Consider the following 22,400-nt stretch of genomic DNA (forward strand, 5'->3'; position numbering starts at 1 on the left):
TCTCAACTTCGTCACGAACACCATGAGAGCTGAAGCGACCCGACTGGTCAGGCGCGGCGCGGTGTTCAGCCTCGACCACCCGATCGGTGCATTCGATCCGTACCCGTCAGGAACACGTCCACCGACCCGGCACGAGATCTTCTCGACGAACCCCAACCACCGCGATGACTGGCTCGACTCGTTCTATCTGCAGTCGACCTCACAGATCGACGGGCTCCGTCACATACGGCACCCTCGGCACGGGTTCTACGGCGGGACACCGGACGACCGCGTGAAGGTGGGAACGCCCGATCTCGGGATACAAGTGTGGGCCGACCACGGCATCGTCGGGCGGGGAGTCCTGCTCGACATGGTGCGTCACTTCGAGTTCATTGGTGACCCCATCAACTACCAGCAGCCGCGATACATCGACCAGTCCGACCTCGACGACTGCGCTCAGCGCCAGGGGGTACAGATCAAACCTGGGGACATGGTTCTGCTTCACACCGGCTGGGCATCGTGGTACCTCGAGCAGCGAGCCAAGGAAAATGTAGTGCGGGGCTTCTCGGTAGGTCTGAACCAGTCGCACGGCGTCGCGGGGTGGCTGTGGGATCACCGAATTGCTCTGGCCGCTGCGGACAACGTTGCGCTTGAAGCGTGGCCCACGTCGGCGGACTCGGACTTCTGGGATGCGGACGAGCCTGCGCCGGAGTCCGGTGCCAACCATAACGGAATGCTCCATCGCACACTGATAGCTGGTTTCGGCCTCGCGGTCGGCGAGATGTGGTCACTGCGTAGGCTGGCTGACGACTGTGCCGAGGACGGTCAGTACGAGTTCCTGCTTGTGGCGAAGCCTCTCGCGGTGGTCGGGGGAGTCGGTTCGCCACCCAACGCTGTCGCCATCAAGTAGAACGACGGCAACAGCTAGAAAATCGATCGAGGGTGACGTGCCAGAAGCACGCCGCCCTCGAACGATTTCCAGCCGGGGTCAAACCAGTTTGCGCTTGAGAAGTTTTCCAGTGGACGTCATGGGAATCGCTTCCACGAACTCGACGATGCGCGGGTATTTGTATGCCGCTAATTGTTCCTTGGACCATTCCACCAGATCACTCTCGGTGACCTTATCGCTGGGATCCGCTTTGACCACTACTGCTTTGATCTCCTCACCGTGTGACTCGTGGGGCACGCCGACGACTGCGACCAACGACACTGCCGGGTGGGTCATCAGCAGTTCCTCGATCTCGCGGGGGTACACATTGAAGCCGCCTCGGATGATCATGTCCTTGGCGCGGTCGACGATGTAGTAGTACCCGTCTGCGTCCCTCGTTGCGAGATCACCGGTTCGGAACCAGCCATCCTTGATCGCTTCGGCTGTGGCATCGGGGCGGTTGTGATACCCCTTCATCACGTTGTGTCCTTTGATCGCGATCTCGCCGATCGCGCCTACCGTGTTCGGTACCTCGGCCCAGCTTGCGTCGACAAGCCTCATCTGCACGCCGGGGATGGGCCGGCCGATCGAGCCGACTCGAGGCTCGTCGCCATAGACGGAGAAGGATGCGACCGGTGAGGTTTCCGACAGACCGTACCCTTCGAGGATCGTCACTCCGAACATCGCTTTGAAGTCCTTGTGCACCTCAGCGGGTAATGCGGCCCCTCCGGAGGACGCGATCCGAAGGGTACTGGCAAGTCGGTCGACGTCGTCGCGATCGGTATGGGTGAGAAGATTCCAGTACATGGTGGGTACACCCGCGAACACAGTGACGTGGTTGTCGAGCATGGTGCGTACCGCGACGAGTGGATCGAAGCGGGGCATCATCACGATCGTGCCGCCGGAAGCGATTCCACCGTTCTGGATGACGGTCTGGCCGAATGAGTGGAACAACGGGAGCGCGCAGAGGTACGTGTCCGGCCTCGTTCGGTCGACCGCCAGAATCTGCTCGCAGGAAAGTGCGTTGTCGCGCATGTTGCGGTGTCGGAGTTGCGCGCCTTTCGGCTGGCCGGTGGTCCCTGAGGTGTACAGGATCACGGCCGTGTCGTCGTCGTCGACGTCGACGGTCTCGAACGCAGGTGATTGCTGCGTCCAGGGCGCTGTTGTCGCGGGATCGGCATGGATCAGGAACAGTGACGCACATGTGTCGGTCTGCTCGAATCCGGCGGCCGCCTCGGTCCCGATGGGGAGTTCGGAAGTCCCTTCGAATGCGAAGTACGCCTTCGCATTCGAGTCTCTCAGGTGGTATGCGACTTCGCGGCTCTTGAGCAGGATGTTGAGCGGCACGACGCAGGCGCCGGCTTTGAGGATTCCGAAGTAGGCGATGGTGAAGTGCGGGATGTTGGGCATCGACAGCGCAACCGTGTCGCCGCGGCCGATACCGTTGGCTGCGAGCAAGTTGGCGACTTGGTTGGACGCAGCCTGAATCTCGTTGTAGCTGAGCTGCGTGCCGGCAGCAACGACGGCGGTGCGATCAGGGTGGGCGTACGCCGTGTCGTCGAGCAGTGTCGCAAGATTTGTCACGTGGGCTCCTGGTATGTTCTGGCAATGGCATCGGTGAGAAGACGAAGCTGGGGTAGTCCACCGCCACGCTCGTCCAGTGGGTGCGCGGCGACCTGATCGGCACCGGCCTGGTGATGTTCGCTCAGCCGGGTGACAACCTCGTCCGCGTCGCCGATGGCGACCATGCGTTCGACGAGAGTCGATGACCCACCGTCTGCGAGTTCGCGCTCAGTGAAGCCGAGTTCAATCAGGTGGTTTGCGTAGTTCGGCAAGGCCAGACGCGAACTGACGTACGCTCGTGCACGCTCGACGGCAGAGTCTCGATCATCGGTGATGATGAACGCTTGCTGCGGCACCAAACGTGGATCAGGCCCCAGAATGCGGCGCGCTCGTGCGGTGTGCTCCGGCGGAGCGAAGAAGGTGTGCATACCGTCCGCTGCTTCACGAGCAAGCTCCTGCATTCGGCCGCGAAGTGCTGCGATCATGACTGGTGACTGGCCTGAGCCGGCATCGAAAGGCCCGGCAGCAGACATCGCATGAAGGTACTCACGCATGAAGGTGAGCGGCTTGGTGTAGGTGTGGCCTCGATCGGCGTTGCGAACCGCATGGCTGGTGCCGAGTCCCATGATGAACCGACCCGGGTACGCGTCTTCGAGGGTCCGGCGCACGGCTGCGGCGACGGTCGCGTCGCGGGCCCACACGTTCGCTACTCCGGTGGCTATCCGTAGCCGTTCGGTGGCGCCGAGCAGGAGCGCCGCCTGCGTGAATGCTTCACGGCTGTTGGGTGTTTCGGGAAACCACAGCGTCCGGAAGCCGAGTGCTTCGACTCCGGTCGCCGTGGTGCGCAGCGATGCTGCTGAATGGCCGACGAGTGTGAGCCACGCGGCCCAACGGTCTTCGGTCGGGGAGGGTGCAGAGTTCGGAAGAGACATCGCCCCTCGTTTCATTAATCAGAACCTTCTGTTCTGAACTGTGAAACACGCTAACGGGTGACGAGGAAGGCCGTCAACCGACTCGGTGAAACTCCTCGACCATTTCGATCAGGCGTGGAGCGAATTCGATCATTCGCTTCTCCGACCACCGGGCATCCGGTCCGGAAACCGAAATCGCCATGGGGAGGCCGGGAACCGGCACGGCCACACCGTTCACCCCCGGGTGGTTGACGCCGAAGGACACCGTGTATCCGCGGCGGCGTGCGCGCGCCACGTCCCGGCGAGCCCTCGCGGCCGCCGAATCGTCGAGGCGCTCGAGGACGTCATCGATCTCCTTACCGGGCAGGCCGGACATGATCGCGAGGCCGGCACTGCCCTGCGCGAGGGGTGTCAACTCTCCGGCCACCCACACCCGGCGAAGCGGCTGTTCACTCTCCGCCCCGAGTAGAAGTACCACTCGATGGCCGGCACGGCGATGAAGGGTGCATGTCTCGTCTGACTCTGCTGCAAGCGCGCGAAGGAGCGGGAGGTAGCTCGCGTACGCGTCGAAGTTGGGCAGTGCGGCGGAGGCGAGAGCGAACAAGCGTCCTCCGATCGTGTACCCCCCGCCGTTGGCGCGTTCGACATACGACTCCTCCTGAAGTGCCCGGATGAGCCGGTACACCATGCTCTTTCCGAGGTCCGTGCGCCGGACGATTTCCTCGAGCGATACTGGCTGATCGGCATGGCTGATGACCTCGAGGACCCTGAGCGCCCTGCGGGCTGTGTCGGCCCCTTCTGTTCTCGGTTGCGGCTGCATGAGTAGAAGCGTATGCCCATCAGCCTTCCTGTCGGGCTCGGCACCGGCGAGTTGCCGTGCGTCACCCCTATTGACAATTGTGGCGTCCGCCACCTAGGTTCAAGTTCCAGCAAATAGACCTATGAGTGTCAGATGGTGAAACCGAATGAAGAGTGGATCGCGCCTTCGGGCGCAACTCGAAGAAGACCGACTGATAGTGGCTCCAGGCGTGTTCGATGGATTGAGCGCGCATCTGGTGAAGCGGATGGGCTTCTCGGCGGCATACATGACCGGCGCAGGGATCGCGGCATCGGGATATGGACTCCCGGATGTCGGGCTGGTGACGGCGACGGAGATGGCGGCACGCGCGTCGGTTCTGGTCGACATTCTCGAAGACGTTCCGCTCATTGCGGACGCTGATACCGGCTACGGATCGCCCCTCAACGTCGTGCGTACGGTGCAGACGTACGAGAAGGCCGGGGTGGCCGCGATCCAGCTCGAGGACCAGGCCTTTCCCAAGCGCTGTGGACACCTGCCCGAGAAGGAGATCATCAGCGAGGCCGACTTCCTGGCCAAGCTCGGTGCCGCTCTCGACACCCGTTCCGACGCGCTGATCGTCGCACGAACCGATGCACGGGCCGTGCTCGGCCTGTCGGCAGCAATCGATCGCGCGAATGCGTACGCCGATGCCGGAGCCGACATCGTTTTCGTCGAGGCGCCGGAATCGGTCGACGAAATCGAGCGCATCAGCAAAGAGGTGTCCGCTCCGTTGCTGATCAACATCGTCCAGACCGGGATGACTCCCGACGAAGGAGCAGATCGACTCGACGCGCTCGGATTCGCGATCGCCATCCACCCGAGCAATCCACTGGCCGCCGCGACCAACGCGATGGTTGTAGAGCTCGAGGCTCTCGGAGGGCGGGATCCGCGAACGGACTCGGTCGGTGTCGCGGCCTTCTTCGACCTGGTTGGCCTACCGGAATGGTCAGCAGTCGGTGAGAAGTGGGGCAGGTTCTGACATGCCGATGACGATGATCGACAAAATCCTCGCCCGATCGGCCGGTGTGGACGAGGTTCGGGTCGGCGACACCGTCGTCGTCGACGTCGACATGACCGTCCTGATCGACCTGCAGTTCAGCACAGGGTGGGTCGAACCTCTCAAGGTCGCAGATCCGTCGAAGATCGCCGTGGTCATGGACCACGCAGTTCCAGCACCATCGGTTCAAGACGCCGTCGGTGGGGGCAGGGCCCGCGTATTCGCTCGCAATTTCGGAATCGACAAGTTCTACGACGTCGGTCAGCACGGGATCTGTCACCAGGTGATCGCCGAGAACGGACTCGCCCTTCCCGGGCAGATTCTCGCATGCACGGATTCCCACACTTGTGCGGGCGGCGCCTACAACAATGCCGCCCGTGGCCTCGGTCCTGCGGAGGTGTACTCGATCATGTGCACCGGCAAGACATGGTTTACCATCTCGCCCACCATCCGGTACGAGTTCATCGGCACCAAGCCCGATCAGGTCAGCGGCAAGGACATCTTCCTGCACATCGCGGCACTCTACGGTGACGCCACCAACCACAACATCGAATACGGCGGACCCGGTCTCGGCACCATCCCGATGAACGACCGCAGGACCATCGCGACACAGGGGGCGGAAATCTCCGCCGACTTCAGCATCTTCGAAGCGGACGCCCTGTGCCACCAGTATCTCTCGACCGTCACCACGTCCCCGTACACGCCAGCCCACGCCGACGAAGACGCCCAGTACGCCGACGTCCGGACCATTGCCCTGGACTCGCTCGTTCCCTACGTCGCACGCCCCGGCACCGTCAGCCGCAACGCCGTACCGATCACCGACATCGAGGACAGGGCCATCGATCAGTGCTTCATCGGGTCCTGCGCCAACGGCCAACTCGACGACCTTCGCATTGCTGCTGAGACGCTGCGCGGACGCCGCGTGGCCGACGGGGTACGTCTCATCGTGACCCCCGCCTCCCAGAGCGTCTATCGCGACGCGATGCGACTGGGCTATCTGCAAGACATCGCCGACGCAGGCGGCGTGGTCACCAACTCGACCTGCGGAGCGTGCTTCGGCTACCACATGGGTCTCGTCGGTCCGGGTGAGGTGTGCCTGACCGCCTCGACACGGAACTTCAGGGGCCGCATGGGTAGTACCGAAGCCGAGATCTACATGGCCTCGCCCGCCACCGTCGCGGCGTCGGCCATCGCCGGACGAATCACCGACCCACGAAAGGCCCTCAGGTGAACACCGTGATGGAAGGACGAGTCTGGGTTGTCGGCGATGCCGTCAACACCGATGCGATGTATCCCGGCTTCGCCATGCGGCTACCGATCGAAGAGGCGGCCCGCTATGTCTTCCACGATCTACGACCGGGATGGGTCGACGAAGTGCAGGAAGGAGACCTCGTGGTCGCGGGCAAGAACTTCGGAATCGGCTCGTCGAGGCCGGTCGCCCGACTGTTCCGACTGCTCGGAGTACAGGCCCTGCTCGCAGAAGAGTTCAACTCGCTGTTCCATCGCAATTGCATCAACTTCGGCCTGCCTGCGCTGACCGTTCCCAACGCAACCACGCGGTTCTCCGACGGTGATATCGCGCGCATCGACATCGAGGTCGGGTCCGTGCAGAACCTGTCCACCGGATGGAGCCACCAAGCGACGCCCATCCCGTCGATGATGCGCGAGATCATCGACGCCGGTGGACTGCTGCCCCGCCTCGCCAGAGAAGGGTTCATGCCCCGATGACCACAGGTATCACCAACACGGAACCGGTTCTGGCCGGCGCTCCGGAAAGACCAGCGATGAACGTTGACTGGCTATTGCGAATGCACAACGTGTCGTACACGTACCCCGGCGGTGTACAGGCAGTACAGAACCTAGACATCGAGATTCGCTCAGGCGAGGTCATGTCACTGATCGGGCCGAGCGGCTGCGGAAAGTCCACGATGATCTCGATCGTCTCGGGACTGCGGGAAGCGTCCGGCACCATCGAGTGGAACCAAAAGTACGTCGATGCCGCCAACGCACTGAACCAAAGACTCGTCAATGTCGTATTCCAGCGTGACACCGTCATGCCCTGGCTCTCCGTCGAGAAGAACATCTCGTTCGGGCTGCGGTACCTGCCCTTGCCGAAGAAGGAGAAGGCACTGCGGATCGACCGCCTGCTCAAAATGGGTGGGCTCGAGGACTTCCGCCACAGCCGACCACACCAGCTGTCGGGCGGCATGCGACGACGGGTGGCGCTCCTCACCGGGATCGCACCGCAACCCAAACTTCTGATCCTCGACGAACCGTTCTCGGCGCTTGACGAGCCGACACGCATCGGGATTCACGCAGATCTCCTCGACATGGCTCACGAGCTGGACATGTCGATTCTCCTGGTCACCCACGACCTCAGCGAGGCTGTGTCACTCTCGGACCAAGTGGTCGTATTCACAAAACGACCCGGAACTGTCGCCTCTCTCGTCGACGTGCCCCTGGGCCGCGATCGCGACGTCCACCACATCCGCAGTACCGACACGTACCAGCTCATCTACCGGGACCTGTGGGACAAGCTCTGGGATCAGATCGGGACAACAGCATGAGCGTTCAGACGAGCACCATCCGCCCCATCAAGGCCGGCGAACAGGCGGTTGCCACTACACGCTGGCGTAAGATCGCCACCGTCTCGGCCTGGCGTATCGCCATCGTCGGTGCGCTCTTGGCCGCATGGGAATACCTACCCCGAATCCCCGGCATCTCGGACAGTGTCGTGTGGCTCGACCCCTTCTTCATCAGCTCACCAACGCGAGTTGCGCAACGCCTGTGGGACCTGTGCACCGGATCAGGCCCCGGGGTGACGATATGGGACCCCCTCTTCTTCACCGTCTGGACAGCGCTTGTCGGCATGATGATCGCCGTGGTCATCGGCACCGCTGCCGGACTGCTGCTGAGCAACAACGCAACTGCGGAGCGCGTGTTTCGGCCTCTCGTAGCAGCACTGAACGCCGTCCCCCGCATCGCGATCGTGCCGATCGTGGTCATCATCGCGCGGTCAGCAGCCGGCGCCGACATCACAACCGCTGCCGCAGTGGTCGTGGGCCTGGTCTTCTACAGCGCTCTCGAAGGGGGGCGATCAGTGCCGCAGGAAATGATCGACGGCGCCCGCCTCATGGGCGCCTCCGCGCGCGACGTCATGCTCCGAGTGCGATTCCCCTACGTAGTGGCCTGGGTATTTGCGTCCATGCCGAGCGCCTTCGCGCTCGCGCTGGTCGGATCCGTGACCACGGAGATCTTCACCGGAGCTCCCGGAATCGGACACCAACTCCAGGTTGCGGTAAATACCGCTGACGCAACTCTGACCTTCAGTGTCGTCGTCATGCTCACCGTCGTCGGCGTCGTCCTCGTGCAGGGCAGCGACTGGCTGCGCAGCAAGGTCGTGCCGTGGTGGAACGCGTAACCCGGCGCCACTTCAGTTCAACGAACCAACCGCTCAACCCTATTCACCAAGGGACGTGAAATGCACATTGTCAATCGGAAGACCATCGCGGCCCTCGGGGCGGCGGTCAGCGCTGTACTGTTGGCGGCCTGTGGAAGCGGCGCCTCGTCTGAAGCGTCCAGCAAGCTCACCGTCGCGACTTCGTCGGCGAACACGTTTCAAGCAGAGCTCTACATTGCAGAGCAGCTCGGATATACCGACAAGTACGGCGTCGACGTCGAGTACGTCAACTCGGGCGCACTGGGGGCCACGCAGGTCGCCGCCGGCAAAGCTGATCTGGCTCAGTTCGGCACTGCCGCCGCCTTCGGTCCGGCTGCTCAAGGACGCGATGTGTCGATCATCTACGGCCTCGTCAACAACATCTCGCGTGGAATCGGGGTGTCGACACAGTCCCCGATTCGAGAGGGCACTACCGAGGACGTCCTCAAGCAGCTTTCCGGAGCAAAGCTGGTCACTCAGGGAACGGTGGGCGCGGCATACGGCAACTCGGTGATGGTTGCCCAGTGGGTAGAAGACCACGGCGGTGAACGGCCGACCATCGTCAGTGTCGACACCGCAGACGGGCCCACGGCGCAGCTGATCAGCGGGCAGGCCGACGCAGCCCTGGGTCTACCGGACTACAGCGCGGCAGCGATTGCCGAAGGAAAGCTGAAGATGATCGTCCCGAACACCGACCCGGTGATGGCCGAGATCACCGGTGGTGACTTTCCTGCCGCCACCCTGTTCGGATTGAAGTCCAACCTGCAGTCCAAGTCGAAGGCTGTCACGGGCTACATCGCGGCACTGCGTGACGCTCATCAGTACGTCATGACCACCCCCCTTTCGGAGGTCGCCGCCGAACTCGCCAAGCATCCCGCCTTCGCCGGACAATCCGCCGAGCTCATCGAAAGCACCCTCAAGTACGACCCTCCCTTCCTTGCACCCGACGACGGCCGCATCACCAAGGACAACTGGGACAAAGCCCTCGATGTCATGAAGTACCACAACACCGGGCAGGACCTCACCCAAGACACCTTCTCCTACGACCAGATCATCGACATGTCCTACTGGAACGGTGCCACCGAACTCCGCAACTGACCCGCAGCCCCGCTCGACACATCACTCGAGCGCAGACATGCGCACGGCGGTGAAACCCATTGACGAACAGGAGAAACAAAACGTGACTGACATCTACGGACACAGGCTCAAACTCGGCGTCGTGACCCCCTCGGTCAACACCGTCGTCCAGTACGAGTACGACCGCATGCGACCGGAAGGCGTGACCAACCACATTTCGCGGATTCACGTCCCCAACATCACGACCGACAATGACGACGCACTCCTTCAATCGGTCACCGACCTCGACCGCGCACTCGACAATTCTGTGGAAAGTGTCCTGACGGCAGAGCCAGGCGTGATCGTGCTCGGCGTGTCGATCGAGGCAATTTACGGTGACCCTGCAGCTGGCGGAGCAATCCAGAATCGCCTTCGGGACAAATTCAACGAGCCCAATCTGACACTGATCCACGCCGGCGACGCGCTCCCTGCTGCGCTCCGCGCCTACGGCATCGAAGACGGACCCATCTCGATCCTCTCTCCCTACGGTCCTCAGGGTGAACCGCACCTCACCTCGTTCGTCGAGCACTGCGGGTACAAGCTTCACAGTGTCCGACACCTCGTCTCCGACACGCTGGTCAAGATCGCGCACAACCCCCCGGAACGCATCCGGCCCGAGGTCGATGCACTCGCAGAATCCGGACCGCAAGCCATCGTCCAGTTCGGCGCCAACCTCCCCTTCGGCCAGGTCGCTGCACGAGCGGAGACCGAGCTGGGTATCCCTGTCATTGCAGTCAACACCGCGACGTACTGGTACGCGCTGCGGATGTCGGGAATCGACGACAAGATCACCGGCTTCGGCCGCCTTCTCTCGGAGTTCTGATGGCTCAAGCACCGCTCACGGCTCCTACACCGGGCAACCCCTACAAGTACCTGCTCTCACCGATAGAGCTCGGCCCACGCATCGCACGCAACCGCATCTGGCAAACAGCCCACGCCACCGAGTTCGCCACCGACGGCACGTTCGCCGACGCCAGTGTCGAGTACTACGGTGAACGCGCACGGGGCGGGGTAGCGGCGATCACGATGGAGGCCATGGCCGTCCATCCGACCTCCCAGCCACGCCGCGGGGTGATCCTCGCATATGACCGACGCGTCATCGAGAGCTACAAACGGGTTGCAGCGGCGGTCCAACCTCATGGAACCCTTCTCATTGCACAACTGTGGCATCGCGGCCGGCAAACGGACGGACAGGTCAGCCGGATGCCGACATGGGCACCGAGTGCTGTTCCGGATGTCGCGTATCGCGAGGTTCCCCATGCGATGACTGTCAGTGAGATCGACGAACTCGTCGACCACTACGTCCTCGCTGCTCAATATGCAATCGAGGGGGGCGTCGACGGCATCGAGATCCACGGGGTCTCGCACGGGTACCTGATCAACCAGTTCCTCTCGCCGGCAACGAACCATCGAACCGACGAATACGGCGGCTCGCTCGAGAACCGCATGCGCTTGTTACGCCGGATCGTCGACGCGGTGCGAGCAATCCTCCCGGCCGACCGCGTCTTCGGCATCAGGGTCAACAGCAGCGACGGCCGTATGGAAGGTGGGCTCGACAACGAGGCATGGACCGGGATCGCCCGTGTGATCGCAAGCTGGGGCGTATTTCACTACATGTCGACAACTCAAGGCACATACATGGACTTCATGTCCATCTTCGGAACATCGGCGGCCAAGCCGACTGCCTACGAGGTCGAGGACACCGCACGCCTCAAGTCGGCAGTCGGCTCGCTGCCGGTCATCGCAGTCGGCCGCATCACCACACCGGAGATCGGAGAGGAGATCATCGCGTCGGGCAAAGCAGACATGATCGGCATGGCCCGTCAGCTGATTGCCGACCCGATGTGGGTCCGTAAAGCGGAGGAGAACCGGTCGGACGACATTCGCCCGTGTGTCGGCGCGAACTGGTGTGTCGCCACTCAAGCACGAAGCACTCCTCTTGCTTGCATCCACAATCCACAGGTCGGGCGGGAGCGCCAGTTCCGTGAGATGTCGTCCTCCACCGGCGCACGACGCCTTGCAGTGGTGGGCGGAGGGCCAGGCGGGATGCGCGCCGCCCTGACAGCATCAGAACGCGGCCACGACGTGACCATCTTCGAGCAGTTCCCGGTTCTTGGTGGGCAGGTGAACCTGCTCGCGCAAGCTCCGACCTTCCGGGAGTGGACGGGGATCGTCAGCTGGTTGGAAGACCAGTTGCGCAAGACAGATGTGGATATTCGGTTGAATCACAAGGCAGAACTCGACGATCTTCGTCAGTACGACGCTGTGATCGTGGCGACCGGATCTGTCCCCGTCCGCCACGGATGGACATCTATCGATCCCGCCCGATGGTCGCCAGCAGCGGACCCGTTACCCGGCTCGGACCAATGGAACGTCTTCACGCCGGCCGACGTACTCAGCGGCGATGCAGACATGCCACGTTCCGTACTCATTCTCGACGACACAGGTGATCGGCACGCTTTCGCGGTTGCTGAGTATCTCGCTGATCGCCGACATCCCGTGCATGTCGTCACCGCCTTTCCTCAGATCGGCCATCTGACAACAGGAAGTCTTGACCACGGTTTCGTCTACGGCTCGCTACGGCGCAAGGGTGTGACTTTCCAGGTCAACACCAGCCTTCGCGAAATCGACGAGGATGTCGCCATACTCGCCGATACCCACACCGGCGAGATCACGCGACGTCCGGACGTGGACGCCGTCGTTCTCTCGATCGGCAACCGGGCAGACGACACGCTAGCGCGCGCTCTCGAAGCCGCAGGCCTCGATGTCGTCGCGATCGGTGACTGCCAGTCGCCTCGTCGAATCTTCAATGCCATATGGGAGGGGGAGATGGCTGGACGCCGCTGGTAAGCGCGGGCGGCGACCGAAGCAGCCGACAGAGGCACGCCGCGCAGTGACGGGAGGAGAGGATTGTGGACGAGAAAGACTGGGGCACTTCCCATCCTGCGGCTGGGGCAATCCTTGACCGAAGGATGGAAGGATCCGCGACACCTCCGCACCTTCAGCGGCCTGACACGAATCGCGAAACCACGCCACCGAACCTCCCTCGCTCAAGTCGGGTCGGCACCAGTGAAGACAGTACGTTGTCCCGATCTCTTGACGCAGCCTGGATGCGTCAAAAGATCGGGATATGCGACTCGCTCGTAAAGCGCGGCGCACTATCGCGATTCGAGTCGATTCTCGTGACCTTTGCCATCACCTGGGCTCCCTACGACGGTGCCCCAGCGGAGGAAATACTTGTCACTTTCGGCGTAGACCGAGCCAGGTTCCTGGAACGCGTCGGCCTCGCACTCACGCCAAGCGGAACAGATCAAGAACCCGTCCGATCGATGAAGAGCGCTCTGCGTAGCGAACTAGAACAAGCATGGCGCCCGCCGTCGGCCGCCAACTGAGGACGAGTACGAGTAGTGGTGACGCCATAGGCGTGAGGGCGCGATTCATGAGTTCCGACTATTGACGCGCGGCGCTTCATGTCCGCATACGGGTACGCGCAACGCGACGACCACGGATTCGCGATCGCACGAGGCATCTTCATCGTAGCTCCGACGATCGTTGTCACCACTTTGTACGGCAGCTGGGCAATCACCTACGCGGTCGACGCCGGTCACAGCCGGACGACGGTGCTCGCCGCACTGATGGTTGCCTGGGCTTCCGGTATTCCGGCGATGGTGATTTACGGAATAATCGGCGACCGCGTCGGCAGACGTCCCATCTTCTTTGTCTCGCTGACTGCGTTCATCATCCTCGCCTATCCAGCCTTCCTGGCGCTCAATTCGGGCAACGGCGTTCTGCTTTTCCTCACCTTTGCGGTCCTCTTCGTGGGAATCTCGACGTCGATGACTGCAGGCCTGGGTGCACTGCTACCCGAGTTGTTCCCAACGAAGGTGCGTAACACCGGCATTTCGGTGGCGTACCAGGGTGGTGCGGTGATCGCTGGATTCACCCCATTGATTGCCAGTGCCTTAATCACCTTGGACGTTGGCATCGAGCTGATATCTGCAGTCATCATCGGCCTCTGTCTGTTGGCGTTGTTGGCAGTTCTACACACCGGTGAACGGGTCGGGGAGAGCTTGGGCGACTAGCGTTTGTGCACTCCACTAGCCAATGGCCACTCTGTCAACTTAACTGGGCCGTGAAGCAGGGGTGATGGTCGGATGAGTCGTGGAGACGGAACGCGGGCGGATGTGACGCGGTCGCTGTATAAACGGCACCGCTATTCCGCGGAGATCGTCGCGCACGGCGTGTGGCTACTACAGGTTCACCTTTTGAGCTTGCGCGACGTCGCGGAGTTCGGGCCCGAATACGCCCGTGGCCTGCGCCGCCGTGCTCCCGAACTCGGCGAAACATGCTTCTGGACGAGCTGTTAGTCAAGAAAATCGGTTGCATCCAAAATTACCTGTGGCGGGCGGTCGATCAGGACGGCAAGGTCCTTGACATCCTGGTCCAGTCCCGCCGCAACGCGAAGGCCAGCGAAGCGCTTCTTCGGCAAGCTGATGCGCAAACAGGGCCGCGTGCCGAGGGTGCTGGTGACCGACACGATTGCCAGTTGCGTTGTAGCGCACAAATACCTGATGCCATCGGTCGAACATCGGCGCTCGAGTTACCTCAACAACCGGGCCGAAAACTCGCACCAACCGACCGGGCAGCGCGAACGCGCCATGCAATTCTTCCGTTCACCGGGTGCGGCACAACGGTTTCTGGCGGCGTTCAGTGCGATTTCGCCGCACTTGCGGCCAGGACGACGCAAGCTCACCGCGAGCTATTATCGCTCCGAAATGACCGGCCGATTCGCCACCTGGAACGACGCTACCGGCGTACCCGTCGCCATTGGAACGCCGGGCTGACCCTGTGCGGCGTGACATAAGTACTTTGACATTCGAGAGCGACTGGCGCTCTGCGTATTTCCCTTGCTGCATCGAGGTCCCCAAAGTTTCCAGGCTTCGGCTATCCCTACTATTGGATGTGTGAATTCCCATGAACTCTCGTGAGTATCGCCAGTGGCGCCAACGGCGTCGCGCCGCTTGGATCGAAGCCAACCGCAAACGCAACCATCCTGACTCCGAGGCGGAGCGCCTCATTGAGTTTGCCAGCAGGTGGGCACCATTCGGGGGCGCCCCGGAGGAGGAAGTCCTTGTGCATTTCGGAATGACAATGCGCCGGTTTATCGAGCGATTGTGGCAGGTCATCCCTGAATCGAACGGTCTCCAAGACGAGATACGCATTCTAGCGAGAATGTACCCGCGGCCCGTCGAGTCGGCGGCCCACACGTCATTGGGTGTGACCGGAGCTTCTAGTGTCTCGCGACAATTTGACCGTCAAACTACTTGCCCCACGAAGCACTAGTGTTCTACGCCATAAATTCGTGCTTTTAATTGATAGTCTGGGGCATGCCTCGAACTGGACGCCCGAAGGCGGAGTTGATGTTGACCGATGACGAACGCGAGCAACTCGTTCGATGGTCGCGGCGAGCGAAAACCCCACAGTCGTTGGCACTGAGGTCGCGGATCGTGTTGGCCTGCGCGGAGCCGGGGATGACCAACAAGCAAGTTGCGGCAGACCTGGGGATATCCGCCAACACGGTCAACAAATGGCGCGGGCGCTTCGTCGACCGACGCCTCGACGGCTTGGTCGATGATCCTCGACCGGGTCGTCCGCCCTCGATCTGCTTCTCGAGCAGACATCGACCGTGCTGCTACGGCCGCACGCGAGGCGTTCGACGACCTGACAGGATGGTCGCGGTGGTCACCACAAGAGCGGGCCGAAGCTCTAGAGCGATTCGCACTCGCCCTCAACGCCCGCGCCGAGGCCACAGCTCACGCGGTAAGCAGTCAGAACGGAATGCCAATCCGAACGGCCCAGAACGTCGAAGCTGTCACCCCGCCACTACTGCTCCGCTATTCGGGAGTCTGGCGGCTTCGCAACCGGAAGAACGCCGAGACGCCATGGTCGTTTTGCAAACATGCGGGCAAGCGAGACCAAGCGGTGACTGCAAGTACGGATCGGCGTATGAGACAGGGAAGTGGCGACGCGTACGCACCGTCACAGTGACGAATAGTGAGGCGTATCGCGCCTTGCCTGCTCCCACAGCTTCGCAATCAACCCTCTGAACACCATCATGGGAGACGCGGTGATTCCATCGACATAGGCGCCGCCGCGAACCCACCGTCCTGGGGTTGTACATGTGATTCCGGCACCGGCCAGATTCTGTCTGCCACCGCCTCTTTCGATAGAAGATTCGCGACTCGGTTATCGCCTGTTCGCCGACACGATTGGCAGCAGCAGCATCCGGCATCCGCACGCGGCGCCTGTGCGTTGTGAGGCACCCGGTGCCGGCACCCGTGGCGCGCGGTGCCGGGCTTCGCAGCACCGTCGCGCTCATCCTGGCTCGGATGCACCCCGGCCACCACAGGTAGTGCGGCGCTGAATAGGTTGCACAGGCATTCTGCGGCGGACAACCTGAGGCACCCGCCTAACCCGCCTGAAACCCCAGCTCAGCCCTCACACAACAAGTCGTTGCTACGGACACCGACTGGGAAACTCCGCTGACTCGTTTTGAAAAACCGCAGGTCAAGCGATTCACATTTGGTGAAATTTCTCGGCCAACACCGCCATATTCTTGGTCCACTTCCAGCTCGCCGTAGTCACCGCCAATTTCATGGATGTTGATCGTATAAATTGCATTTTCCGCAGCATCTTGACTGAAACGCCAGTTCAGCACAGTTTTACTGTGCAGATCTATCGGTGACCTGCGTTAGGCTGCTCATATGGACTTCCGACCGGCCCAAGCACCTGCGGTGGGCATCCCTGCGGGTGCTGAGTCGGTCGCGGTCGAGCCGGAGATCCCGCCCGCGGTCGCCAAGCGGATCGCGGCCGCGGTTCACTCGTCCCGCTCCGAGGGGACCCGTAAGACGTACGCTGCCGCCTGGAGACGCTTCACCGGTTGGTGCGAGTCGAATGGTCACGTGACGTTGCCGGCGCACCCGATCACCGTCGCCGCCTACCTCGTCGACGCTGCCGACACCCGAACCGAGACGGGGGAGCGGGCCTACGCCGTCGCCACCTTCGGCACCTGGATCGCCGCCATCAACCACCACCATCGCACCACCGGACATCTGTCCCCGTCCGCGCACGAACTCGTGACTGCAACCTTGTCGGGGATTCGGCGGGAGTACGCGTCTGCGGGGGGACCGACCGGGTGTATGGCAGTGCTTTCACCGCTCCCCGGCCTTCCTGGTCGGTCTTGGACTTTCGCAGCCGGATATGGAGTCCGTCGTGACGGTGCACGGTGACGTCCCCGCACACCATCTCCGACAGCTCGTTACGTCGGTACGCACCGGCGAACCCGAGGAGGAGAATCGCCGAATCTCGGCGTTCGAGCACCTCGTCGGCCCAACCTGAACACCGGTCCCGCGCAGTGCGGACGAGAAGTTTGATGTCGTCGACCAATAGCGGATCCCGCGGTTGACGCGTTCTCACGAGACCTGCCCGCCCTGGGCATACGTCCGTTGGGTCCAGGTGGTCGCCGCATTCGATGCCGGCGGACGGCCGTCGGTCATCCGGCTACTCCGCAAGCGGGAGGCGTTCGACGCACATGTGTGCCGTGGGGGAGTACCCCGGACCGCCGCGCGGGCACCGTTGTTCCGAGCGATTGCGAAGAACGGCAACCTCAGTGCCACATCGCTCTCGGGGGCAGCGGTCCACCAGACCATCCGCCGCCGCGCCGAACACGCCGGCTACGACCCCACAGCGCTCGCCAAGCTAGGCGGGCATTCCCTCCGCGCAGGCTTCGTTACGCAGGGCACCCGCAACGGCACCGACGGCTCAGCCATCGCCCGCCAAACCGGACACGTCAGTCTCGATTCCGTCGAGGTGTACAGGCGCGAGCACGCACCCCTCGCCGGCAACGCCGTCACGGACATTGGGTTGTGACTCCGAAACTGAGCAGAATTGCGTTCGATACATCTGTTCGACCACGACCACGACCACGACCACGAGTACGAGTACGAGTACGAGTACGAGTACGGCAGTATGGTGCTCTATACCTCTCCGTCTACCAAGGAGCAGTGCCATTCGGCCCGTGACAACAACTCGTCGAACGTGATGATCTCCGGCTCGTAAAAATTTCGACGGTATAGCTCAAACGACTCGAACTTTGATTGGTTCACACCGTTTTGCCCACGTAGCTGTGTGTTGCGCGTCGTTGACTGTGACGACGACGGCGTCATTGGGGTTGACGATGATGCGGTGTGAGAACGGCCCCGCTAGGGGGTGGTGAGCGGGGCCGTGGTGGGCGTGGTGACGGAGTGCTCGTCGGGTTGACGCGGTGGTGGTCGGGCTGATGGGGGTCGGGTTCAGTCCGCGGCGATCTCGCTGATGGCGATGCGGGCGGCCTTCTCGTCGACGATGGCGTGGTCGGCGGCGAAGGCAGCGGTGAGGGCGTGCAGTGCGAGGTTGTTCACGGCGCGGGGATGCCCGCGTGAGGCGTTGTGGATGAGCTCGGTCGCGTCGTCGGAGAACAGGGTGTCGTCGCGGCCGGCGATGCGGCAGTGGTGGCGGATGTAGTCGGTGGTGTCGGCTGCGCTCATCCCGGCGATCGTGTAGCGCACGGCGATGCGTTGGTCCAGGGCGGCGAGCACACCGAGTCGGAGCCGGTGCCGCAGGGTGGGTTGGCCGACCAGCACGACCGCGAAGGGGGATCCGGAGTCCATCTCATGGTTCGTGAGCAGGCGAATCGCTTCGAGCTGGTGGTTGTCGAGCAGGTGGGATTCGTCGATCACGAGCACCGGATTACGTCCCCGCTCAGCGTGTTCGGTAGCGAGTGCGTCCGAGGCTTGCGGGGCGAGGCTGGCGGTGTGGAAGGCGGGGGTGTGCCCGAGCGCGGCGACGACGTGCCCCAGCATGCCACGCACCCCGATGGAGGGTTGGCCAGGTAGATGATCACGTGCCGGGACGGATCCAACGCCGCGGCCGCGGCGCGGACGGCGACGGTCTTGCCGGCGCCGACCTCGCCGGTGATCACCCCGATCGCGCGTTGGTCGACGCACCAGGTGATCCGGGCGACTGCCTCGCCGTGACCGGGGTGGCGGTGCAGCATCCCCGGGGCCAGGTCTCGCCCGAATGGCATCCGGGTGAAACTCCAATGTGATTGCAGTCGTTGGATACTCATGCCGACACCTCGTCGTCGTTGGCGGCGGGTGTGTGGTCGAGGCCGTCATCGTCGAGGGACGGCGGGTCCGGGTTCTCGTCGGCGCCGTCGGTGTCGGTGGTGCCGTAGAGGGCGTGGTAACCGATGCGTTCGTTCCCGCGCAGCTGCTCGTGGTGGGTGGCGGCGGTCAGGGCGAGGTAGTCGATCCCCGTCGCTGTGGGTTTCTCCGGCTCGGTGATCTCCGGTGTCGCCTTGGGGTGCGCGTGCCGGGAGATGGTATGCGGTGTCGCTGTCCCGAAGCTCTTGTCGCGGTAGCGGACCTCGAGGGTTTCCAAGTCGAACGGGGAGAACACCAGCTCGACGCGGCGGCCGACCAGGGCGGGATCGACCTGGTAGACGTTGGCGTGCAGTGACACGGTCGCGGTCTTGGTGACGGTGCGGTACTCGGACCACAAGAACGCCTCGGTGAGATCGATGGCCGTCGGCATCGCCGGGGTGCGGCCGAGCCGGTCCCAACCGTCCTGCCACCGCGCCAGCGGACTCTGCCCGGTCTCCGAATGCACGCGGCGGTGGTACTCGGTCTCGACCCAGGCGGTGAACAGGCGGTTCATCTCGAGCAGTGCGGCCGCGTGGCCGACCCCGGCGGCGGTGAGGTCCTCGCTGCTGGTGCCGGTGACCTCGACGAGGAACTGCTCGCGGACGGTCCGGAAGAACCGTTCGATCTTGCCTCGGCCCTGAGGTTATCCGGCTAATCCTGGGGGAAGCTTGCGCTCGTGCGGAGAGCGCATCAGTCGACTTGGTGGACGCGTTTGAGTCGTCTGATTTCTTCTTCGTGTCGCCGAGCTTTGGCGGCGACGGCTTCGAGGGTGGTGCGGAGTTGGTCGATCTGGACCTGGAGGCCGGTGAGCGTGAACGCGTCTTTGCCGCGTTGGCGGTGTTCTTCGACGATGGCACGAAGCTCGGGGCGCCGGTAGAGGGTGGCGCGACCGATCCCGACGTGTGTGGCGACCTCGGCGAAGGTGATGTCGGTGCCCGCGGCGAGGAGTTGTCGACACGCTCGTTCGACGCGGACGGTTAGGTCGTCTGTCACGGTGTGTCCGCTCGGTTCATGATCAGATCGAGCCGTTCAACGAGACGCAGGTGGCGGGCTGCTTCGTCGCCCCAGCCGCGAGCGTCGGCGTCCGCGGCGAGCGTGGCCGCGTCGGCGCGTTGAGTGGCGAGGATCGGCAGGAAGGCCGGGCCGGTGCGGAAGTTCGGGCAGTGTTCGCAGATGTTGGCGTAGGCGCAGGCGCCTTGGGTGGGGGTGCGCAGGCAGTACCCGCCGGCCATCCGCGCCTTGACCAGCGGCGCGCCGCGCCAGTCGCGGTCACCGCCGGTGATGTCGGTGAGGGGCAGCTGGGTGCGTTGTGGCAGGACCGGGCCGAGCTGGGCCTTGGCGAGGGTGAGCGCGCGCTCATAGTCGGCGCGCACGGTCTCGTCGAAAAGCCGGCCATAGCGCAGGCTCATCTCCGCTGAGACGTGCCCCAGCATGGCCATCAACGCCTGCAGCGACACCCCGGAATTGATCAGGACGGTGGCGTAGGTGTGCCGAAGTTGGTGCGGCGTAGTCGATTTCAGTCCGGCCTCGGTGGCTGACCGGGTCAGCTCGACGCGGAGTGTGTCGGCGGAGATGCGGCGGCCTTGGTGGGTGAATAGGAACTCGACCGGTTTGCCGGTGCGCGGGTGCGGCAGCGGCCGGGCGGGCGAGCGGTGCTCGACGATCCGGTCGAGCAGGTCGAGGGTGTCGTCGTCGACCGGCACCATCCGTTCGGTGTCGAGCTTGCCCAGCGGAACCTTCACCCAGGCGCCGGCGCCGGGAACTTCGTGCACGCAGTCCAACTCGAGGTCGAGTAGCTCGCCGATGCGCATCCCAGTGGCGCGCAGGAGCAGCAGCGCGTCGGCGCGCAACCGGTTGGGTGAGGCTTGCAGCGCGGCGGTGAGCCGGCGGTCGGCGTCGGGTGGCAGGTATCGGGGCAGCGCCCGTGGGAGCCGGGGAACGTCGCGGGCGAAGACCAGCTTGCGGCCGGGCGCCTCGGCCCACCCCCACTCGTTGATGTCGTCGATCAACCTGCCGAGGGTGAGTATCCGGGAGCGTCGTTCCGATGCCGACAAGATTGCGCCGGTGCGCGGGTTGCGGGCGGCGGCCACGGCAGCCAGATACGGCTCGATGTGGCGTTGCCGATCCAGGTCGGCCAGGGACGTCGGTGTCGAGTCCTGCTCGGTCAGGAACCGGACGAAATGCCCCAGCCGGGCGGCGATGCCGAGCACGGTCGACCTGGTGCGGGTGCCCGAGGCGCATTCCAGGTAAGCCACCAGAGAATCAGCCAATCCGGCTGGGGCGCCGTCGAAGTGACGCCACCAGGGCCAGCGCAGATGCGCGGTGTGCTTCGCGGTCGGAGTGAGGTGTCCATCCAGGTGGTAGAGCACGCCGCGGGTGGCGGCCAGCGCGGTGCGGTAGTGCTTGAGGGTGCGGTCATGGGCCCGCTCGCGGGCGGTGATCGCCGCGCCGAATTCGTCGGCGTCGGCGTCGGCGAGCTCGCCCAGTGGGCGCCCGGTTTGGATCAGCATCCGCACCGCGACTTGGCTGGCCATCCCGGCGGCAACCTTCGGTGTGTACCCGATTTCGGTTGCAGCGGAAAGGAACCGGGCAACATCATCGGACAGCGGGCTGGCCTGCGCCTCCCGCAGCAGGGCGGGTAGCTTGCGTTCGAGCAGGTAGTCGTAGCCCGGCCGGAGATAGCCCGCCATCATCAGGTAGTTCAGCAGCGGCCGGACCGCCGAGCTCGCCGACAGCCGCGTCGGCAATGGCTGTTCCGCCCACCGCTGTGGGTCCGGCCAGCGGGCCAGGAACACGCGGGCGGCGCCGAGGAACGAACTGTTCCCCGCGCCCCGGGCAGCCAGCGCGGCCTGGTAGCCGTCCATCAGCGCCGTCCCGCGCGGCTCTGGCGCGGTCGCGGCGGCGCTACCGGGCGCGCTGGCGGTCGCGGGCGGCATCGTAGGCGGCGCGCACGTGCGCCGGGGAGAGGTGAATGTAGGCGGCGGCGGAGTCGACGTGGTCGTGGCCCATCAGCGCCTGCAGCACCGACAAGTCCACTCCCGCCTCGGCCAGCGCGGTGCCGAACGAGTGCCGGAGCGCGTGCGGGTGTCCCGCCGGCACCCCGGCCTTGTCTCGGTGGTAGCGGAAGATCGTGCGCAACCCCGCCGGTGTCAGCGGCCGCCCCCGGTTCGGACCCTTCGCGACAAGAAACAGTGTGTCGCTGTCGGTCTCCGGACGCTCGGCAAACAGATAGGTCTGTACCAGCCCCGCCACATCCGGGTCCAGGGGAACGCGACGTTCCTTGTCGCCCTTGCCAATAACGCGCACCCATCCGCGGCCGATGTCCACATCGCCCACCGCCAGGCCGAGAACCTCGGCCGAGCGCAGCCCAGAGAACAGCATCAACCC

19 protein-coding genes and 5 pseudogenes are annotated in these 22,400 nt (G+C 63.7%); 16 read left to right on the plus strand and 8 right to left on the minus strand.

Annotation, left to right across the window (positions count from 1 at the left end):
• Positions 1-22: 22 nt before the first annotated feature.
• Positions 23-889 (plus strand): cyclase family protein, encoded by an 867-nt coding sequence (locus I1A62_RS03865; RefSeq protein WP_257890522.1) that lies wholly within the window; start codon positions 23-25, stop codon positions 887-889.
• A gap of 78 nt (positions 890-967) precedes the next feature.
• Here I1A62_RS03865 and I1A62_RS03870 read toward each other — a convergent pair whose 3' ends face one another.
• The 3 genes from I1A62_RS03870 to I1A62_RS03880 all read right to left on the minus strand — a co-directional run bounded on the left by I1A62_RS03870 (position 968) and on the right by I1A62_RS03880 (position 4,201).
• Positions 968-2,491, minus strand: coding sequence for a long-chain fatty acid--CoA ligase (locus I1A62_RS03870; protein WP_219454246.1), 1,524 nt, complete (start codon positions 2,489-2,491; stop codon positions 968-970).
• Positions 2,488-3,402 carry a TIGR03620 family F420-dependent LLM class oxidoreductase gene (locus I1A62_RS03875; RefSeq protein WP_219454248.1) on the minus strand — a complete coding sequence of 305 codons (915 nt, stop codon included), beginning with the start codon at positions 3,400-3,402 and terminating at the stop codon, positions 2,488-2,490. The genes I1A62_RS03870 and I1A62_RS03875 overlap by 4 nt, the downstream gene beginning before the upstream one ends.
• Positions 3,403-3,475: 73 nt before the next feature.
• Entirely contained in the window at positions 3,476-4,201 is a 726-nt protein-coding gene (locus I1A62_RS03880) for an IclR family transcriptional regulator (protein ID WP_219454250.1), read from the minus strand.
• 145 nt (positions 4,202-4,346) lie between these two features.
• Between I1A62_RS03880 and I1A62_RS03885 the strand changes: the two genes are divergently transcribed.
• The 12 genes and pseudogenes from I1A62_RS03885 to I1A62_RS03935 all read left to right on the plus strand — a co-directional run.
• Complete coding sequence (locus tag I1A62_RS03885; protein ID WP_219454252.1) at positions 4,347-5,198, plus strand: oxaloacetate decarboxylase; 852 nt, start codon at positions 4,347-4,349, stop codon at positions 5,196-5,198.
• A 1-nt stretch (position 5,199) separates the two neighbouring features.
• Complete coding sequence (locus I1A62_RS03890; RefSeq protein ID WP_219454253.1) at positions 5,200-6,447, plus strand: aconitase/3-isopropylmalate dehydratase large subunit family protein; 1,248 nt, start codon at positions 5,200-5,202, stop codon at positions 6,445-6,447.
• Between the two features lie 8 nt (positions 6,448-6,455).
• The gene (locus tag I1A62_RS03895; protein WP_219455068.1) at positions 6,456-6,944 is read left to right on the plus strand and encodes a 3-isopropylmalate dehydratase; all 489 of its coding nucleotides are present in this window, start codon (positions 6,456-6,458) and stop codon (positions 6,942-6,944) included.
• An 80-nt stretch (positions 6,945-7,024) separates the two neighbouring features.
• Positions 7,025-7,783 carry an ABC transporter ATP-binding protein gene (locus I1A62_RS03900; RefSeq protein WP_257890523.1) on the plus strand — a complete coding sequence of 253 codons (759 nt, stop codon included), beginning with the start codon at positions 7,025-7,027 and terminating at the stop codon, positions 7,781-7,783.
• Positions 7,780-8,637 (plus strand): ABC transporter permease, encoded by an 858-nt coding sequence (locus tag I1A62_RS03905; RefSeq protein ID WP_219454257.1) that lies wholly within the window; start codon positions 7,780-7,782, stop codon positions 8,635-8,637. The genes I1A62_RS03900 and I1A62_RS03905 overlap by 4 nt, the downstream gene beginning before the upstream one ends.
• A gap of 60 nt (positions 8,638-8,697) precedes the next feature.
• Positions 8,698-9,753, plus strand: coding sequence for an ABC transporter substrate-binding protein (locus I1A62_RS03910; protein WP_219454259.1), 1,056 nt, complete (start codon positions 8,698-8,700; stop codon positions 9,751-9,753).
• A 37-nt stretch (positions 9,754-9,790) separates the two neighbouring features.
• Positions 9,791-10,594, plus strand: coding sequence for an IgiC (locus I1A62_RS03915; protein ID WP_257890417.1), 804 nt, complete (start codon positions 9,791-9,793; stop codon positions 10,592-10,594).
• On the plus strand, positions 10,594-12,621 hold the full coding sequence (locus I1A62_RS03920) for an FAD-dependent oxidoreductase (RefSeq protein WP_219454261.1): 2,028 nt from the start codon (positions 10,594-10,596) through the stop codon (positions 12,619-12,621). Before I1A62_RS03915 ends, I1A62_RS03920 begins: the two co-directional genes overlap by 1 nt.
• Positions 12,622-13,241: 620 nt before the next feature.
• Positions 13,242-13,853, plus strand: coding sequence for an MFS transporter (locus I1A62_RS03925; RefSeq protein ID WP_219454263.1), 612 nt, complete (start codon positions 13,242-13,244; stop codon positions 13,851-13,853).
• Positions 13,854-13,925: 72 nt separating this feature from the next.
• Positions 13,926-14,615, plus strand: a pseudogene (locus I1A62_RS03930) (transposase).
• A gap of 130 nt (positions 14,616-14,745) precedes the next feature.
• Entirely contained in the window at positions 14,746-15,114 is a 369-nt protein-coding gene (locus I1A62_RS47040) for a hypothetical protein (RefSeq protein WP_257890403.1), read from the plus strand.
• Positions 15,115-15,158: 44 nt separating this feature from the next.
• Positions 15,159-15,582: pseudogene (locus tag I1A62_RS03935) on the plus strand (helix-turn-helix domain-containing protein); the annotation flags it as partial.
• A gap of 658 nt (positions 15,583-16,240) precedes the next feature.
• Here I1A62_RS03935 and I1A62_RS03945 read toward each other — a convergent pair.
• Positions 16,241-16,489, minus strand: a complete 249-nt coding sequence (locus I1A62_RS03945; RefSeq protein ID WP_219454266.1) for a hypothetical protein — start codon at positions 16,487-16,489, stop codon at positions 16,241-16,243.
• Positions 16,490-16,535: 46 nt separating this feature from the next.
• Here I1A62_RS03945 and I1A62_RS47045 point away from each other — a divergent pair.
• Both I1A62_RS47045 and I1A62_RS03960 read left to right on the plus strand, forming a co-directional pair.
• Positions 16,536-17,700 (plus strand): annotated as a pseudogene (locus I1A62_RS47045) (integrase).
• Positions 17,701-17,718: 18 nt separating this feature from the next.
• Entirely contained in the window at positions 17,719-17,889 is a 171-nt protein-coding gene (locus tag I1A62_RS03960) for a hypothetical protein (protein ID WP_219454268.1), read from the plus strand.
• 233 nt (positions 17,890-18,122) lie between these two features.
• On the opposite strand, the pseudogene I1A62_RS03965 reads toward I1A62_RS03960, so the two are convergent.
• Positions 18,123-18,937: pseudogene (locus tag I1A62_RS03965) on the minus strand (ExeA family protein).
• A pseudogene (locus tag I1A62_RS03970) lies at positions 18,934-19,656 on the minus strand (Mu transposase C-terminal domain-containing protein); the annotation flags it as partial. The pseudogenes I1A62_RS03970 and I1A62_RS03965, both read right to left, overlap by 4 nt.
• A 59-nt stretch (positions 19,657-19,715) precedes the next feature.
• Here I1A62_RS03970 and I1A62_RS47050 point away from each other — a divergent pair.
• Entirely contained in the window at positions 19,716-19,994 is a 279-nt protein-coding gene (locus I1A62_RS47050) for a hypothetical protein (protein ID WP_374710670.1), read from the plus strand.
• 8 nt (positions 19,995-20,002) lie between these two features.
• On the opposite strand, the gene I1A62_RS03980 is transcribed toward I1A62_RS47050, so the two are convergent.
• Together I1A62_RS03980 and I1A62_RS45865 are read right to left on the minus strand one after the other, a co-directional pair.
• The gene (locus I1A62_RS03980; RefSeq protein WP_219454270.1) at positions 20,003-21,949 is read right to left on the minus strand and encodes a tyrosine-type recombinase/integrase; all 1,947 of its coding nucleotides are present in this window, start codon (positions 21,947-21,949) and stop codon (positions 20,003-20,005) included.
• Positions 21,918-22,394, minus strand: a complete 477-nt coding sequence (locus I1A62_RS45865; RefSeq protein ID WP_374710671.1) for a tyrosine-type recombinase/integrase — start codon at positions 22,392-22,394, stop codon at positions 21,918-21,920. The genes I1A62_RS03980 and I1A62_RS45865 overlap by 32 nt, the downstream gene beginning before the upstream one ends.
• Between the last annotated feature and the right edge of the window lie 6 nt (positions 22,395-22,400).

It is taken from the genome of Rhodococcus sp. USK10, assembly GCF_019378875.1.
Lineage (GTDB): Bacteria > Actinomycetota > Actinomycetes > Mycobacteriales > Mycobacteriaceae > Rhodococcus_F > Rhodococcus_F pseudokoreensis.